The sequence below is a fragment of the Rhodococcus artemisiae genome (genome assembly GCF_036327795.1).
Lineage (GTDB): Bacteria > Actinomycetota > Actinomycetes > Mycobacteriales > Mycobacteriaceae > Rhodococcus > Rhodococcus artemisiae.
The window spans coordinates 147,040-161,868 of sequence record NZ_JAUTXY010000001.1 but is presented as its reverse complement, the minus strand read 5'-3'; the positions used below and the strand labels follow the sequence as shown (position 1 = coordinate 161,868).

16 protein-coding genes are annotated in these 14,829 nt (G+C 63.9%); 6 read left to right on the top strand and 10 right to left on the bottom strand.

Translation table 11 applies throughout. The features are described from left to right. Positions 1 to 28: 28 nt before the first annotated feature. From Q7514_RS00820 to Q7514_RS00800, 4 genes are read right to left on the bottom strand one after another with little or no spacing between them, the layout of a single operon-like run. On the bottom strand, positions 29 to 811 hold the full coding sequence (locus tag Q7514_RS00820; RefSeq protein ID WP_330131383.1) for a hypothetical protein: 783 nt from the start codon (positions 809 to 811) through the stop codon (positions 29 to 31). Further along, positions 804 to 2,324, bottom strand: coding sequence for a TPR repeat region-containing protein (locus tag Q7514_RS00815; RefSeq protein ID WP_456239139.1), 1,521 nt, complete (start codon positions 2,322 to 2,324; stop codon positions 804 to 806). Before Q7514_RS00815 ends, Q7514_RS00820 begins: the two co-directional genes overlap by 8 nt. Then, positions 2,324 to 2,833, bottom strand: a complete 510-nt coding sequence (locus Q7514_RS00805) for a hypothetical protein (protein ID WP_330131380.1) — start codon at positions 2,831 to 2,833, stop codon at positions 2,324 to 2,326. Before Q7514_RS00805 ends, Q7514_RS00815 begins: the two co-directional genes overlap by 1 nt. Continuing rightward, positions 2,830 to 3,174 (bottom strand): hypothetical protein, encoded by a 345-nt coding sequence (locus Q7514_RS00800; RefSeq protein WP_330131379.1) that lies wholly within the window; start codon positions 3,172 to 3,174, stop codon positions 2,830 to 2,832. The genes Q7514_RS00805 and Q7514_RS00800 overlap by 4 nt, the downstream gene beginning before the upstream one ends. Positions 3,175 to 3,298: 124 nt before the next feature. Between Q7514_RS00800 and Q7514_RS00795 the strand changes: the two genes are divergently transcribed. Further along, a complete protein-coding gene (locus Q7514_RS00795; RefSeq protein ID WP_330131378.1) occupies positions 3,299 to 4,804 on the top strand; it encodes a protein adenylyltransferase SelO in 1,506 nt (501 codons plus the stop codon). A 34-nt stretch (positions 4,805 to 4,838) separates the two neighbouring features. On the opposite strand, the gene Q7514_RS00790 is transcribed toward Q7514_RS00795, so the two are convergent. Next, on the bottom strand, positions 4,839 to 5,801 hold the full coding sequence (locus Q7514_RS00790) for a DUF2332 domain-containing protein (protein WP_330131377.1): 963 nt from the start codon (positions 5,799 to 5,801) through the stop codon (positions 4,839 to 4,841). A 178-nt stretch (positions 5,802 to 5,979) separates the two neighbouring features. Here Q7514_RS00790 and Q7514_RS00785 point away from each other — a divergent pair, with 178 nt between their 5' ends. Then, positions 5,980 to 7,563 (top strand): ABC transporter substrate-binding protein, encoded by a 1,584-nt coding sequence (locus Q7514_RS00785; protein ID WP_330131376.1) that lies wholly within the window; start codon positions 5,980 to 5,982, stop codon positions 7,561 to 7,563. Positions 7,564 to 7,630: 67 nt separating this feature from the next. On the opposite strand, the gene Q7514_RS00780 is transcribed toward Q7514_RS00785, so the two are convergent. Beyond that, positions 7,631 to 8,575 carry a LysR family transcriptional regulator gene (locus Q7514_RS00780; protein WP_330131375.1) on the bottom strand — a complete coding sequence of 315 codons (945 nt, stop codon included), beginning with the start codon at positions 8,573 to 8,575 and terminating at the stop codon, positions 7,631 to 7,633. Between the two features lie 150 nt (positions 8,576 to 8,725). Between Q7514_RS00780 and Q7514_RS00775 the strand changes: the two genes are divergently transcribed. After that, positions 8,726 to 9,964 (top strand): Glu/Leu/Phe/Val dehydrogenase dimerization domain-containing protein, encoded by a 1,239-nt coding sequence (locus tag Q7514_RS00775; protein WP_330131374.1) that lies wholly within the window; start codon positions 8,726 to 8,728, stop codon positions 9,962 to 9,964. Positions 9,965 to 10,054: 90 nt separating this feature from the next. Here Q7514_RS00775 and Q7514_RS00770 read toward each other — a convergent pair whose 3' ends face one another. Next, complete coding sequence (locus Q7514_RS00770) at positions 10,055 to 10,768, bottom strand: hypothetical protein (RefSeq protein ID WP_330131373.1); 714 nt, start codon at positions 10,766 to 10,768, stop codon at positions 10,055 to 10,057. 476 nt (positions 10,769 to 11,244) lie between these two features. Beyond that, positions 11,245 to 11,451 carry a hypothetical protein gene (locus Q7514_RS00765; protein WP_330131372.1) on the bottom strand — a complete coding sequence of 69 codons (207 nt, stop codon included), beginning with the start codon at positions 11,449 to 11,451 and terminating at the stop codon, positions 11,245 to 11,247. Between the two features lie 26 nt (positions 11,452 to 11,477). On the opposite strand from Q7514_RS00765, the gene Q7514_RS00760 reads away from it, so the two are divergent. Continuing rightward, on the top strand, positions 11,478 to 12,020 hold the full coding sequence (locus Q7514_RS00760) for a CGNR zinc finger domain-containing protein (RefSeq protein ID WP_330131371.1): 543 nt from the start codon (positions 11,478 to 11,480) through the stop codon (positions 12,018 to 12,020). A gap of 12 nt (positions 12,021 to 12,032) precedes the next feature. Here Q7514_RS00760 and Q7514_RS00755 read toward each other — a convergent pair whose 3' ends face one another. Continuing rightward, complete coding sequence (locus Q7514_RS00755; RefSeq protein WP_330131370.1) at positions 12,033 to 12,497, bottom strand: SRPBCC family protein; 465 nt, start codon at positions 12,495 to 12,497, stop codon at positions 12,033 to 12,035. Positions 12,498 to 12,554: 57 nt separating this feature from the next. Here Q7514_RS00755 and Q7514_RS00750 point away from each other — a divergent pair, with 57 nt between their 5' ends. Together Q7514_RS00750 and Q7514_RS00745 are read left to right on the top strand one after the other, a co-directional pair. Further along, positions 12,555 to 13,040 (top strand): hotdog fold domain-containing protein, encoded by a 486-nt coding sequence (locus tag Q7514_RS00750; protein WP_330131369.1) that lies wholly within the window; start codon positions 12,555 to 12,557, stop codon positions 13,038 to 13,040. Between the two features lie 208 nt (positions 13,041 to 13,248). Further along, positions 13,249 to 13,893: an MBL fold metallo-hydrolase gene (locus Q7514_RS00745; RefSeq protein ID WP_330131368.1), complete on the top strand. Its 645-nt coding sequence runs from the start codon at positions 13,249 to 13,251 to the stop codon at positions 13,891 to 13,893. Here the strand turns inward: Q7514_RS00745 and Q7514_RS00740 are convergent. After that, positions 13,845 to 14,801: a macrolide 2'-phosphotransferase gene (locus Q7514_RS00740; protein WP_330131367.1), complete on the bottom strand. Its 957-nt coding sequence runs from the start codon at positions 14,799 to 14,801 to the stop codon at positions 13,845 to 13,847. The genes Q7514_RS00745 and Q7514_RS00740 overlap by 49 nt on opposite strands. Between the last annotated feature and the right edge of the window lie 28 nt (positions 14,802 to 14,829).

Sequence of the window (14,829 nt, the reverse complement as noted above, 5' to 3'; positions counted from 1 at the left end):
CCCCGGGCAGGGCGATCGGTCTGTGCCGCTACTGAGGCTCCGATTGGCCTATCCACTCGGGATACTGCGGAGTGCGCGGGACACCAGGAACAGTTCCGGGCGGGCGAAACGTGAAGTGGTCGACGACCCGCAAAGTGTCAGGGTGATTGGTCAGCCACCATGTCGTACAGGCAGGGTCGGCAAGGTTTTGCTCGTTGTCGAGACTGTCGGGGGTCAGTCGGGTGATTTTCCAGGTGCCGAACACATCCCAGCCCGGTGTGCGGCGGGCGCGGGGATCGTGTTCGTCGGGGTCGGTATCGACGATTCCGGGGAGGCCTGGGGTGTCGGAGGTGTTGCGGAGTGCCACGGTCCACGAGAAGCCGTGGCGGGCAGGAGTATCGTAGGTCTTCGTTTCTGCGTAGACGAAGTCCTCACATACGTTGGCAGTGATTTCGGTGGGTGATTCGATGAGTTCGGTGATATGGTAGCGGGCTGTGAATTCGCCGACCCGGTTCTTCTCGGTGTTCTCCGATTGGACGATCCAAGTGATGTCTCGGTTGACCTTGCCCGGGTAGCCAATGGCTTCGCGATACCCAGGAAATGAGTCCTCGAACGTGTAATTGGATGTCTGCCAGCCAGCTTCGAGGGAAGCGCGAACGAGTTCGCTACCGCGGCTGAACAGGTCGATACTCGGTTCGGCGGACCAAGAGTTTGTATAGGCTATCTGCAATTCGGGCGTAGCGGGTGAGTGAATGGAACTGCTCGGCTGGGTGCATCCGCCGAGGAATAGGAGCATTGAAATGACGGTTAAAGGACGGCAGATTCTAGTCACGTGAGAGCCTGACTTCGTTGTAGGCCAGCTGGAGTCCGTGGTGGTCACCGGATGCGTCCATTAGATTGGCAAGAAGGTAGTCCATCGTCTTTTTGTGTGAATCGCTACTATCCGGCGAGAACAGCTCACCGTAGCTGCGCAGGTTTCCGTCTTCATTGAATAATTCGTTGAAGCGCATCCGGTCAGACTCTGGGAAGTTTTGAATGGCTGACAGCGCAACGTAGCTGAGGCGCTCGAAATTCGGGCGATTCACGTACGCGTCGGCTGCTGGATCCGGCTTGGGGCCGAGCAGTGTTTCTTTCAAGGGCTCCCCGCCGGCGGATCTCGTATTGAAGAACAAATCAGTTCCAGGGAGAACGTGACCTCCGAGCCACGTGACAGCGTTGTATGCATTGGCCCTCTGTTCATACACGGCCAGGTCCCGGGTGGTTTCGTCGTCGTACCGGTCCTGCATCGACATTTCGATACCCTTGTCGGTCAACGCCAAAAGTTGACCGGCGTTGGCGAGATGCTGGTTCGAATTCGGAGCATCCGGGTTCTCTCCGAATCGGATCTGGGCTGCGACGGATTCTTTCAGGGCATGGGATTGGAAGTGCGTCCCAGCTTCGTCATCAGTGGACAGCGCGGCGAATACGTTGGCGGAGCCGCGGTAGCTTCCGGAGCCTTCGGGGTCCGTCCACCCCTCTATATCGAACCCGGGCCGACCAGGTGTCTCGACACTCACGAGGCTTGGGATGTACGGCGTCATGCTGTGGGAAATGGTGCGCACCAGTTCGGGATTCACCTCGCCGATCGAGTGGTGATCTGTGCCGGGAATGCTCGACATCTGCTGCCACGCAGCATCTGTGCTCATCGCCGACGCGACCGCCGACATGATCTGTCCGCTCCGGGTTGCTTCCGCGACATCGACGGGATCGTTCGGGTCCTGGACGGCGCCTTCGATTTCGTCGAAGTGGAACATCGGCTGTACGGCGGATTCATCGGACCACGAGTGGGTCAGGACGTCTCGTACGAAATCGGAACCGTTCGCATCCGTGACTGCCTGCTCGACGGCAACGCGATCGTCGGAGACCGCTGCGAATATCGGGTCGAGGTACGGATCTCCCGGCGGGTGGCCATTGACTTCGAAGATCGTCATCTGACGCTGGGGATCTTGATCGTGCGTGACCTGTGCATCGAGATATTCGCGACCTGCGGCGAGGAGGTTCTTGTCGAGGTCGCTGCCGTGGCGGTACTCGCTGTCTCCTGCAGCGACGATCGACGCGATGGCGTGTGTCTCTGGGACACCATGGAGGGTGGTCTGCCTCAGAGCGGTACCTCCGACCGCTTCTACGCTGTGAACCACCCGGTCGTCCCGGGACAGGGAGTCGCGGATGCCTTCGGGGAGAAGGTCGAAGCCGCCTCGGCTGGGGACGTCGGGGTCTCCGCTGGTCGCGACGGTGACGGTGTCGGTCGAGATGATCTGCAACGAGTTGGCCAGACCCGCTCGTGCGTCGTCCGGCAGCGTCGACATCAACTGCTGAAGGCCATCTGCAAGCTGGTGCGGGCCTCTTCCAGTCTGCGCGTCAAATCGAGATCTGCCTGCTCGGCGAGCATGGCATAGCGCTGCAGAGTGGTCTGCAGCCCTGCGCGGAACGCCTCGCGGTCTGCGTCGTCTTCGGTGCGGGGGTCGATCACGTCGAGGTTCTCGGTGATGGTGAAGCAGTTCTCCTGTGCGGTGGCGAGAGCGTCGCGTGCAGCGTCGAGGTTGCCTTTGATCGCGTGGTATCCGGTGGTGACGGTTCCGGCTACGCGCTCGAGTGTGTCGACGATGGAGCGTGCGGTGGTGCGGTCGCTGTGGGCGCGCTCGAAGGCCGCTTCGGCGGCCACACCTTCCCAGTACTGGCCGTCGACCTTCTCGACGTGGGCGACGTAGTCGTCGAAGAGCCCTTCGCTGCTGGTTCCGAGGCTTTTCCAGCCGTCTCGCCAGGTGAGCAGTGATCCGGGGGTCCAGTTCTCGACCTGGGTTCTCGTCGGTGTCACGTGTCGCTGCTCGTGGTCCAGGTACCGGTGGCCGACAGGTAGGTCGCGGCAAGCTGTTCCACCACGGCGTCGTCGGCATTCTTGTACTGGACTACGGCCTGACGCATCACGTCGGCTGTTTCCTCGAACCGTTCGGTGACAGCAGCGACCAACGCTCCGTCGAGCAGGTCTGTCGAGATGCTGACAACTGCCCGGAGCGACGACAGGCTCGTTGCGGGAGCGTCGATCCAGGGCTCGTGCGGTACGACCTTCAGTGTGCCGGCGCTTCGTGCGAGCTGGTCGAGCCGGCCCGACAGGTGTGAGGGTCGATCAAGATCAACTCTCGAGGCATCATTCGGCATGTGTCCCCCCTTGACAGCGATGGAGAGTAACAGAGCCGTCGGACCTGCGCGGAGGCGAACACATCGTGGAATCCTCCGCGCGATGCACACACCGGTGGTAGGTCGGGGTGGCTACCCTCGAAGCATGGCGGCTACGCAGGAATCACCAGCAGACACGAATACAGCCTTCGGTCTCGAGAGCAGCTTCGTCGACGAACTGAGTGCGCTGAGCGTGTCATGGAAGGGCGCCGAGGTTCCGGATCCGACGCTGCTCGTGCTCAACGACCAGCTCGCAGCGCAGCTGCGGTTGGACGCAGCGGTACTGCGAAGCGACGAGGGGATCGCAGTCCTGTCCGGGGCGGCGGCGCCGTCCGACGCGACACCGGTTGCGATGGCGTATGCGGGTCATCAATTCGGTGGGTACGCGCCGCTCCTCGGAGACGGCAGAGCGTTGCTGCTCGGCGAGCTCGTGGACATCGAGGGAAGCCGCGTGGATCTGCATCTGAAAGGGTCGGGGCCCACACCGTTCTCTCGCGGCGGCGACGGGTTCGCGGTGGTCGGCCCGATGCTGCGCGAATACCTGGTCAGCGAGGCGATGCATGCCCTCGGGGTTCCCACCACACGGTCGTTGTCGGTCGTTGCGACGGGTTGCCCCGTCCACCGCAACGGTGCCGAGCCCGGGGCGGTACTCGCGCGGGTCGCGGCCAGTCATCTGCGTGTGGGAACTTTCGAACTCGCGGTCCGTCACGGCGACATCCTCCGCACGCTCGCCGACTATGCGATCGCCCGTCATTACCCGCAGCTCACCGACCTGCCGGCGAAAGGCGAGCGGAACCGTTATCTGGCGTTCCTCGAGGCAGTGGTCGAGGCCCAGGCGCGCCTGGTGGCGCACTGGATGCTCACCGGGTTCGTGCACGGAGTGATGAACACCGACAACACGACGATCTCGGGGGAGACCATCGACTACGGTCCGTGTGCTTTCCTCGACGCGTACGACCCCTCAGCTGTCTTCAGCTCCATCGATCACAGTGGCCGCTACTCGTACGGCAAACAACCCGTGGTTTTGAAATGGAACCTGGCGCGTTTCGCAGAAACGCTTCTGGCACTGCTGGACTCCGTTCCGAACGACGCGATCACCGCCGCGACCGCTGCCCTCGATACCTTCGACGACCATTACGAGACCGGCTTCACGCGCGGCATGGCAGCCAAACTGGGACTGGCCGGCGAGGACGTCGATCGGGCTCTGGCCGACGAGTTGTTGAAGCTGATGGCCGCACACGGCGCAGACTGGACGGGCACCTTCCGTGCCCTCGCCGACGAACTCCGCGGGAATTCGGCGCCCCTCGACGATCTCATGCCTCGCGAATCCGCAGGTCCGTGGCTGGAACGCTGGCGTGCGGAACTCGAGAGGTATGGGCGTGGGATGGCCGAGACAGCGGACGTGATGGATCGCGTCAACCCGCTGTATGTCCCGCGCAACCACCACGTCGAGGCTGCTCTGCGTGCCGCTACCACCGGCGATCTGGTTCCGTTCGAGACTTTGCTGGAGGTGGTGACGCATCCGTTCGAGCGGCGCGACGAGTGGTCGGAGTACGCCGTACCCGCTCCGCGGTCGTTCACCGACACCTTCCAGACCTTCTGCGGCACCTGACGGGTGCGCGTCGCGTGTGCAAGGAGGGAGGCCATCACCGAACCCAGTCGAGCGATTGTCCGTGCGCGCCGGTCAGTGCGACAGGTCGACCGTCGAGGCCGAGAACGAACCGTCCACCGATCTCGCCCAGGGGGACGCCCAGCAGGCGGGTGATGCCGGGGAGGACGCGTGGACTCTCGTTGGATATCCAGTGGCACGGTAATGCTCGGACGGTCTGCTCGAACGCAGCGCGTTCCTCTGGGTCCACGTAGTTGAGTACAGCACTGTGGAAGACGACGACAGTGGTGCCTGTGGGCGCTTGGTCCACCAGGTCGGCGACAGCGGTGTTGAGGTCGCCGCGGACAAGATGCGGTCGATCCGCTCCGGCGATGGCAGCCGCCGCGCGGAGATTCTCGCGTCGGGTGTGGTGTTCGGGCCAGATCAGACTGTCGAGCCAGGACATGTCGTCCTCGTTGGTGACATCGAGAGGATTGAGATCGAGACCGGCGCGGAACGCGATCGTCGGAAGCCGGCGGGGAATCGGGGGCTCCCCAGTGGTGGTGCAAGACAGCACGACTGGCGAGGGACCGTCGTCCGGGTGCACCGCATGATGTCCGTCGTAAAGGTAGCTGTACCGATCCGGGTATAGGCACAGCCCTGCTGAAGCGCCGACCTCGATCAGCCACAGAGGTCCGTCGAGTAACCCCAGTATCGGCAACAGCACCGCAGCTCGTCCTGCCTCGTTCGTCTGGGTGGAGTGAGCGAGGGCAGTTCGCTCCACGGCAGCCCAGTTATCGAGAGTCCACCTGCGGAAGGACGAGTACGAATCCGTGGGGGCACCGAGGTGGCGGGACGCTCCGAGGACGAGGTTCGGTTGTCGTTTGGATTCGGGGAGCCGTTCGATGTGTTCGACGATCTCGGAGTCGTCGGCGATCCCCGAACACAGCAGCTCGTAGGTCGGTGAGATGCCGTGGGCTTCGAGCTCTGCGAATCGCTGATATCTCTCCCTGGTGGACATGATCGACATGAGTACCGCATGCGCGGGCTCAGCGGAATACTCGTGTCTCGACACCGGCAGAAGAATTATATTCTTGACTGTGAGAGTATCGTTTCGTCATGTTTCGAACCACACCGAATTGTCTCTGTTTCGAGTCGAATCCGGCTCTCGCGCAGTGACTCCAGTGAAGGAGTCCCAGATGCTGAACCTCCCGCGTCGCCGACCCGTGGCCCGGCGCACGATGCTGGCGGCGTTGGTCACATCGATGGCCTTGGTGGTCGGTGGGTGTGGAGGCAGCGGTGCAGTGCGGACTGATGATGCGGAGGCGGGAGATCCGGTTCGAGGAGGGACGATGAGGGTCGTCCAGGGTGGTGAGCCGCGCTCACTCGATCCGGCGACTCTCGTCAACGCGTGGGTGTCGAACAGTCTCATCGGTAACGCGCTGTATGGAACGTTGCTGGTCAACGATCCGGAGACGCTCGAGCTGACGCCCGTCCTCGCCGAATCGTTCGAGACGTCGGATGGTGGGGCCACCTTCGAACTGGAACTGCGCGAGGGAATCCGCTTCAGCGACGGAACTCCCTACGACGCCGAAGCCGTCCGATACAACTGGGAACGCATGCGCGATCAGAACACCGGATCGCCGTCGTTGATCCAGGCATCGCAGATCACAGCTCTCGAAGTGACCGATCCGCTGACACTGCGGGTGATACTCGCTTCGCCCAACCCGCATTATGCGCAGGCCGTGGTGTGGGGTGGTTTGAATTGGATCGCTTCCCCCACCGCGCTCGAGGCGGGACGTCAGGCATTCGACGACCATCCTGTCGGGGCCGGTCCGTTCACGATGACGCAATGGCGGCGGCAGGACCGCATCATCCTCGAACGCAACCCCGGATACGAGCCGGCGCCCTATCTGGACGGAATCGAACTCGTGCACAACGGCGACACAAACCAGCGCGTCAACGCCGTGATCTCGGGCCAGGCCGGTCTTGCTATCGAAGGGAGCTGGGCGACCCTCGGCCGCGCAGAGGACGCCGGTCTCCGCACGCTCGTCGAACCGTCGGGTGGCGGACAGTTTCTCGCGCTGAACACCCGCCGAGCACCGTTCGACGACGAACGCGCTCGGCGAGCGCTCGCACACGCTATCGACATCGACGCACTGAATGAGGTGGTTTTCGCAGGACGCGCCGAACTTCCGCGGACCTTGTTCGACGAGAACTCACCGTTCTATGCGGACATTCCGATCTCGACGCATGACCCGGATACGGCGCAGCAGTTGTTCGACGAACTCGCAGCCGAGGGCAAACCCGTATCGTTCACCTTCCTGGCCTACACCTCGGTCGAGAACAAGGCCGTTGCGGAAGCGGTCCAGGCGCAGTTGAGCGCGTTCGACGGTGTCGACGTTCAGGTCGAAGTCCTGGACTTCACCGCCGCGCTACCGCGACTCCACACATACGATTTCGATGTGGCGATCACGTCGGCAACGATCCTCGATCCCGATACCGCACTCTGGAGCAATTTTCACGGTGACTCGACCGGGAATTTCAGCGGTATCAACGATCCCGAACTCAACGCCGCCATCGACGAAGGCCGGACCGCGGCCGAACTCGAGGATCGCGCCGGAGCCTACGAGACAGCCCAGCAGCGAATCGTCGACCTCAACCCCGTCGTGTGGTACATCCGTACCGCACCGGCGGCCGTGCTCGGCGAAGGCACTCAGGGTGTTCAGATGTACGGGATGGGATCGATACGCCCTGAATTGCTGTGGACGACGACGCGATAAGCGATTTCGAGTGCGCAGAACTTGACGCGACACGCCGAGGGCAGACGTCGAAAACTGCACAACCGATTCACTCGTGTGTGATCGACGGTTCCTCGGACGGTAGCGATACCGCGAGCCCCTGGGCGGCCGCCGCCGTGCGGACCGCGTCGATCACCAACTGCAGTGGCCGTCGTTGGGCGTCGGCGCCGCGATGGGCGATGGAGATCGTGCGCATCAGCGGGTCGGTGAGCGCGACCACCTCTATCCCGGGTGGAGGCAGTGTCAGCCCGAGGTCGGAGACGAGGGTGACGCCCAGGCCCGCAGCGACCATCGCGAGTGCCGTCGCCTGCTCGCCGACCTCGTGATTGATCCTGGGCTCGAACCCGGAGCGTTGACACGCTATGCGCACCGCTCGGCCGAAATGGGAAGTGGGTCCGGCCAGTACCCACGGGTACTCGGCGAGATCTGCCAACGTCATGGTCTCGGCCGGTGCCGTTCCGGGAGGCATGACGGCGTGTAATCGCTCCACCGCGATGACCACCCTGGTCAACGCGGGATCCCACGGCATCGGATAGTTGGAGTAATCGATCACGAACGAGAAATCCAACGTGCCGACCTGGACAGCACCCGCGGTGTCCTCCGGCGCGAGCTCCTTCGTGCGGACCTCGATGCCGGGATGCTCGACCGCGAGCAAGGTCAGTGCCTTCGGCAACAGACTCGATGCGACCGACGCCCACACGCCGCCGACCAATCGTGCGGTGACTCCGTCCTGGGTGCGTTCGAGAGCGGTCGTGGCGCGCTCCACCGAGCGGAGGATCTCCTCGGCGTGTTCGGCGAGGACGAGACCGGCGTCGGTGAGCTGCACCCGACGGCCATGTCGCACGAAAAGAGTTGCACCGACGTCTCGTTCGAGTAACGCAAGCTGTTGAGAGACGGCCGAGGTGGTGTAATGCAATGCCGCGGCAGCCGCGGTCACGGTGCCTCGGCGATGTAATTCCCGAAGCATCCGTAGCCGGCGCAGGGACAGCTCCATACCGCCAGGGTAAGGGCTGTGTAGGAACTGTGAACGCAATCATTCATGTTTCGTAACTGGACGCCGGGTCGCAACCACATGCACGCTGGCGTTGTCAGCCGATTACTCGTGGCGACGAAAATCTACTGCGGATGATTGGGGTGGCTCACTATGACCTCGACGATGGAGCGTGCGTTCGGGCAAGGACCCGACAACAGAGAACAAGGTCCCCGTGAGCCTCTCTTGCGAATGACCTGGACCGACCCGATCACCGGAGCACACGGCTATCTCGTCGTGCACACTTCGGTGTCCGGGCTTTCCACCGGCGGCACCCGAATGAGGGCGGGTTGCACGGTGTCGGAGGTCGAGGATCTGGCCCGCGGGATGGCGGCGAAGACCGCAGTGTTCGACCTGCCGGTCGGCGGCGCAAAGGGTGGCATCGATTTCGACCCGAAGGATCCCCGTGCGGTCGGCGTCCTGGAGCGGTTCTGTCACGCGATGCGTCCGTGGCTGGACACACATTGGGTCACCGCGGAGGACCTGGGAGTGCCTCAGCATCTGATCGACGACGTCTTCGCGCGGCTCGGACTCCAGCAGTCCTACCACGCGGCGATCGGGCGTGCCCAGGATCCGGAACGGACGCTGCAGCGCGTCCGGACAGCGCTGAACGCGCCGGTCACCGGCGGTTTCCTGCTCGGAGATGTGGTCGGTGGGTACGGCGTCGCGCAGGCGTGCATCGGCACCATGCACGCGCACGAATGGGCACTGGCCGACACGACCGTCGCCATCCAGGGCATCGGCACCATGGGAGGTGGTGCCGCGTGGTATCTGCATGAGGCCGGCGTTCGCGTGATCGCTGTCGCCGATGCCGCGGGCACGCTGTACTGTGCCGACGGCCTCGACATCCCGGCTCTGCTCGACCTGCGTGACGCCTACGGGGAGATCGACCGCACCCGGGTCCCGGCGCACGTTCAGCAATTGCCGCGCGCGGCCGTGGTCGGTGTCGCGGCAGACATCTTCGTCCCCGCCGCGATCTCGTATGCGATCACGACGGACAACATCGACCAGGTCGCGGCGAAAGTCGTCGTCGAGGCCGCGAATGCGGCGACGACCCCGGAGGCCGAGGTGGCACTGATCGGGCGAGGTATCCCGGTGGTTCCGGATTTCGTTGCCAACGCCGGGGCTGTCGCATGGGCGTGGTGGGTGCTGCTCGGCCAGGTCGGCGACGATCCGGAGGATTCGTTCCTGCGGTTGCGTACCGAGATGCTGGCCAAGGTTGCGCTGCTGGTCGAGCGTTGGTTGCTCGATCGGGTGCCGCCGCGACAGACTGCGGACGAGTTGGTCGCTGCTCACCACCGTGCGTCGGCGCTGGTGGATCCCGGTGCGGCGCCGCTACCGGTGATTCCGTAAACCTTCCTTCCGCCGTGCGGGTTTCCTCACGAACATCACCATCGGAAACCCGCACGACGCGAGGAAAGTCTTTCTCGCACCTGACAGTCGTCATTGCGGGTCGGTGCTCCGAGTGCACACGAGCATCGCATTGGCACCGGCTTGGAATTGGTAATCGACGCTGAGAATGTCAGTGGTGATGCCGTCGTCGGCGAGACGTTGTCGCAGGGCGTCGAGGTGCGGATACTCGGTCTGATCCAGAGTGACGAGAGGGAAGATGCGCACCTCGGCGGCGGCGACCCTCATGAGTTCACACACAGCATCGTGGTGGAACGACAGATCGAGCCGATCCGCGTAGCTGAACAGCAGGTGAGAGCTGAGCACCAAGTCGAAAGCTTTGTCGTCGAACGGCAATCGGGGGAGTCCGCCTGCGATGTAGCGCTCGGGATGTGCGCGGCGGTCGTCCGAGAACTGACGGCCGGCTTCGCTGCGTGAGAAGGCGTGATCGTCCGGATCCGAGAAGAATGTCCACACATAATCGTCCGCATGGCTGCGGCAGTACCGGTTGCCCCTATCGGATTCCCGCTGAGCCATAGCTGCCAGCTCTATGGTCGTGTACTGCCCGTAGACCGGATCGCACGCGGTGACGTCGCCGCCGGCCGCACACACGTCGGCAGTGAAACCTGCAGTACCGCCCGGACAGTCGAGGATTCGGCAACGCAGGTCGTCGCCGGTGAGGGTGAACATCGCTCGGTACTCCGCCAGTGATCGTGAACTGACGAGGATGTCGCTGATCGTGGTGGGTGGATCGGATTCTGTCGGCATCGAAAAGCTCCATCGATTCGGGAGCGGCCTGCACTGACGTCGTCTGTCTCTCAGAGCCGAGCCGCCAGCGGAAGGCGACTCGGGACACGCGCAATGGTCACGACCGCCGGAGCGGCCGCCACCAGGTACGGGCAGTGGACAACACACGGACACCGTAGCGGAAGCGGCGTTCGATTGCCGAGCCGAACTGAGAAGGCGCCCGTCACCACGACGACGCGGCAGCGCGGCGTTGCTGGCGACGACCGCCCTTTCCGTCGTGGTGACGTCGCCTGGGGATTCGATTCGCCCGCCGGCGCAACGCCAGTTCGTGTTGAAGGCGTTCGGCCGACAACTTCCCCGGTCCGTGAATGCGAGTACCGTCGTCTCGCTCGATAACTACAGCCATGGATCTGGCCTCTTTCGTCGATTGCAGGCGAACGGCACAGTATTGCGGATCCGGCGCCGCTGCGTCATGCCAATTTCTGTGCTCGACGCTGTCAGGGGAGATCTTTGGTGAGTGCCGCCGGGGGAGCCTGAGTGTGGTGTTGGAGATCGATACGCCGCGCTCTGCACGCTTCGCAGAGGACGTAGAGCACTCGACCCATCGACGTCGCGTGGCTCGACTCGACAGCCCACCCGTGTTCGTGCGCGCTGCTCTGCGTGCCGGCGAGTGTGGGGTTTTCGTAGGTTTCCCGTGTGATCATGCCTCCCACCATGATGTAATGCCGTTATGCATCTCAACCCTTACGGCGAGTATGCAGTCGTACTCGCCGCGTCACTGGCCAATGACTGGCCCGCTACACGCGCCGAGATCGAGACACGAACACGGGATGTCGGGATGACGATGGAATTCGACGAGGCGTCGGACGACCATGCACTCGCCCGGACGGTCATCGATGAGTGGTTGACGGTCGTCGACGCGTCCGACCCGCAGGAACGCGCACGCCTGCTCAACGCGCAGATGGCCACCGCGTCGGCCTATCCGCGGCTGATCGATCACGACGGCGAGGGGTGGCATCTGCACTACCGCGCCGAAGAGAAATCGCTACCCGACGTTCTCCGATCCATCATCAGCGTCGGCACGGCGCTGCACCTCACCACCCGCGGAATGCACCGTCTCGGACGTTGCGCCGCAGGGCAGGTCCCAGGGGACCCGTGCTCGGCCGTCGTCGTCGACATCACCCGCAACGGTCGTCAGCGGTATTGCTCTGTGCGTTGCGCGAACCGCGATGCCGTCCGTCGACACCGGGCGAAGGCCAAACTTGATCGCTGAGCCGAGGCGGGGTCAGGAGCGAGTCGACTCGGCGAGTGCGGCGAGCCGGTCCACCGAGGCTGCAAGCTTGTCCGATGTGGTGGCACGTGCGCGCTCGAGCCGTGACTTGTCGGTCAGTTCGGTCCAGTCGTAGGTGTGCGTGACGCGGACGTGGTCCTCGTCGACCGGCTCGAGCTCCCAGCGCCACAGGTGTCCGGGCGGGCGCCCACCCTGCGGCGACGGTCGCCACGCGATCAGACGACCTTCTTCGTACTCCACGACGTGGTTGTCGCGGACCTTGCCATTGCTGAGGGTCATGGTGAACACGTCACCGATCGCCTGTACCCGTTGACCGGGTGCTGCCTCGGCGAGGTTGTCGTTGCCGTCCCAGCGTGGCTGCTGCATCGGGTCGGCGATCAATTCGAATACAACTTCGGGCCGGGCCGCGATGACTCGGCCGGCGCTGACGACGGTGGCGATATCGTTGTCCTCGGTCATGGCTCGATCCAACCACAGCCACCTCTCCCCATTCTTACTGCCGAGTAAGGTGGCGGCATGGAATCTGCCTTGACATCGACCTATCGAAGCTGGCTGAAGCTGCCGCGCAATGCCGTGGGGTCCGCGCTCTTCTCGGTGGGCATGTGTGTGCGCGTGCCGTTCTTCGCGACGGTGCTGCCCCGCGTCACCGAGCTGGAACCGGGACGCTGTGAGGTGCGAGCCCCGAAATGGTGGGGCGTCCACAACCATCTCGGTACCTTTCATGCAATCGCCGCGTGCAACCTCGCCGAAGCGGCCATGGGGATGCTCGCCGAGGCGACAGTGCCCTCGACGCATCGATGGATTCCGAAGGCGATGTCCACCCAGTACCTTGTCAAGGCGGAATCCGGTCTTCGCGCGGTGGCCGAACTCGGCTCGCTCCCGGACTTCGCATCCGATTCCGAAGGTCTGGAACTGGTTGTCCCGGTGCGTGTTTACGACACCGGCGGAACAGAGGTCGTGCACGCGGACATCACCATCTGGGTCACGCCGCGCGGGCAGTGACGCGGTTACCTCCGCCTGGTACGGAATTCGACGACCGGGCAGTCTTCGCGCGCGTGTGTCGGCTTCCAGCTCCCGCGATTGCCGGTGCGGCAACACCAGGGTGGTTGCGGGAATGGAACGCCCTCATCTCCACCGGCCTTGACCTCGAGTGGGCTCGAGGTTGCACCGTGGAGTTGTCGTTCAACACTGACAACGAGGAGGAACAACGATGCGGCAAGTGCTGCCTGACATGTGGGAAACACAACAAGATGATCCGTTTCCCGGCCTGACCACCCATGCCTACCTGTGGACCGGAAACACCAACGTGCTGTTCTACTCGGTCGCCGGCGAGGCCGACTTCGCCGAATTGGAACGACGAGGCGGATTCACTGATCAGTATCTGTCTCATCAGGACGAAGCGGGCCCGATGCTCGGAAGGATCGCCGAGCGGTTCGGTACGAAGTTGCACGCACCCGCGGCCGAAGCCGATGCGATCGGACGGCACGCACGCATCGACGTCCCGCTGGCGGACCGGTACACCGATGACAACGGGGTGGAGGTGATTCCGACACCCGGACACACCATCGGCAGTGTCTGCTATCTGGTTCCCGGCGCCGACGGAGCCCGCTACCTGTTCACCGGCGACACGCTGTTCGTCGGTGCGTCAGGAGAATGGACGGCGGGGTACATCGAAAGCTTCAGCGACGCCCGCACTCTGGCCGACAGCCTGCGGCTGCTGGGCACGCTCACGCCGGATGTGGTGATCTCCAGTGCCTTCCCCAGCGAGTCTGCGGTACACAGGATCGACCCACAGGAATGGCCTGCTCACCTCGAACAGGCCCTGTCCGGGCTGTCTGGTGTCGTGACACGTTGAGGTTGTCGAACCGGGTTGAGCAGCGTGGCTGCCGTGGTGAGGTCGGCTTCTGCCTGGGTGGTCAGGGCGTAGAGGGCGTATCCGATGGGGGAGGCGTCCCACAGTTGTTTGGCCTGGGCCGCGAGCCCGGGGTACGTGCGCCCTCCAGCGGCAGCGTAGGCGGCGATGGTGGCGTGCAGCATGTCCTCACCGGCGGCGCCGTATTGGGCGGACAGGTCGCGGGCCGGGTCGTCGACACGGGCGGTGGTCCAGTCCAGGACCCCGGTGATCGCGCCGCCTTCGTCGAGCAGGACGTGTGCGGGGTAGATCTCACCGTGTGTCATGACAGTGTGTTCGGGCCAGCAGCTCTCGTCCTCGAGCCAGGTCTGCCACCCCCGGCTCAGGGAAGGGGCGACGGTGAAAGCCTCACTCACCCGATCGATGTCGTCTCGCCATGACCGGCGTACCTGGGCGGGGCTGCGTACCTCGACGCCCGCGGCCTCGGCCTGCTGCGCGCCGAGGGAGTGCAGGCGGGCCAATAGGTGTCCCAGGCGCCGGGCGTAGTCGGGGCTGGCGGGCTCGATGTGCCAGACGGGTTCTCCGGTGTCGGTGAGGGTCAATCCGGGCGCTCCGGGTAGCGCAGGATAGGCGATCAGGTCAGCGGCGCGGATCTGCCAGTGTGGGACAGCGATACCGGCCTCGGCCAGGACGGGGGAGACCAGATCGAGAATACGCATTTCGGTGGCCATGCCCGACGAGACGTCGTCGCGGCGTGGTACACGCAGTACCCAGCGTTGCCCCGTGTCGTCGGAAGCCATGACTACGCGGTAGTCCAGGCCGGCTTCGTTCACTGTGGCGTCGTCCGCGGACAGGTGCAGGCCGTGCGCGGCGGCGAGCGAGATGGCATCGGAGGCGTCGAAGGAGGTCATGTCCCTCACGATTTCACCTATGTCCAGC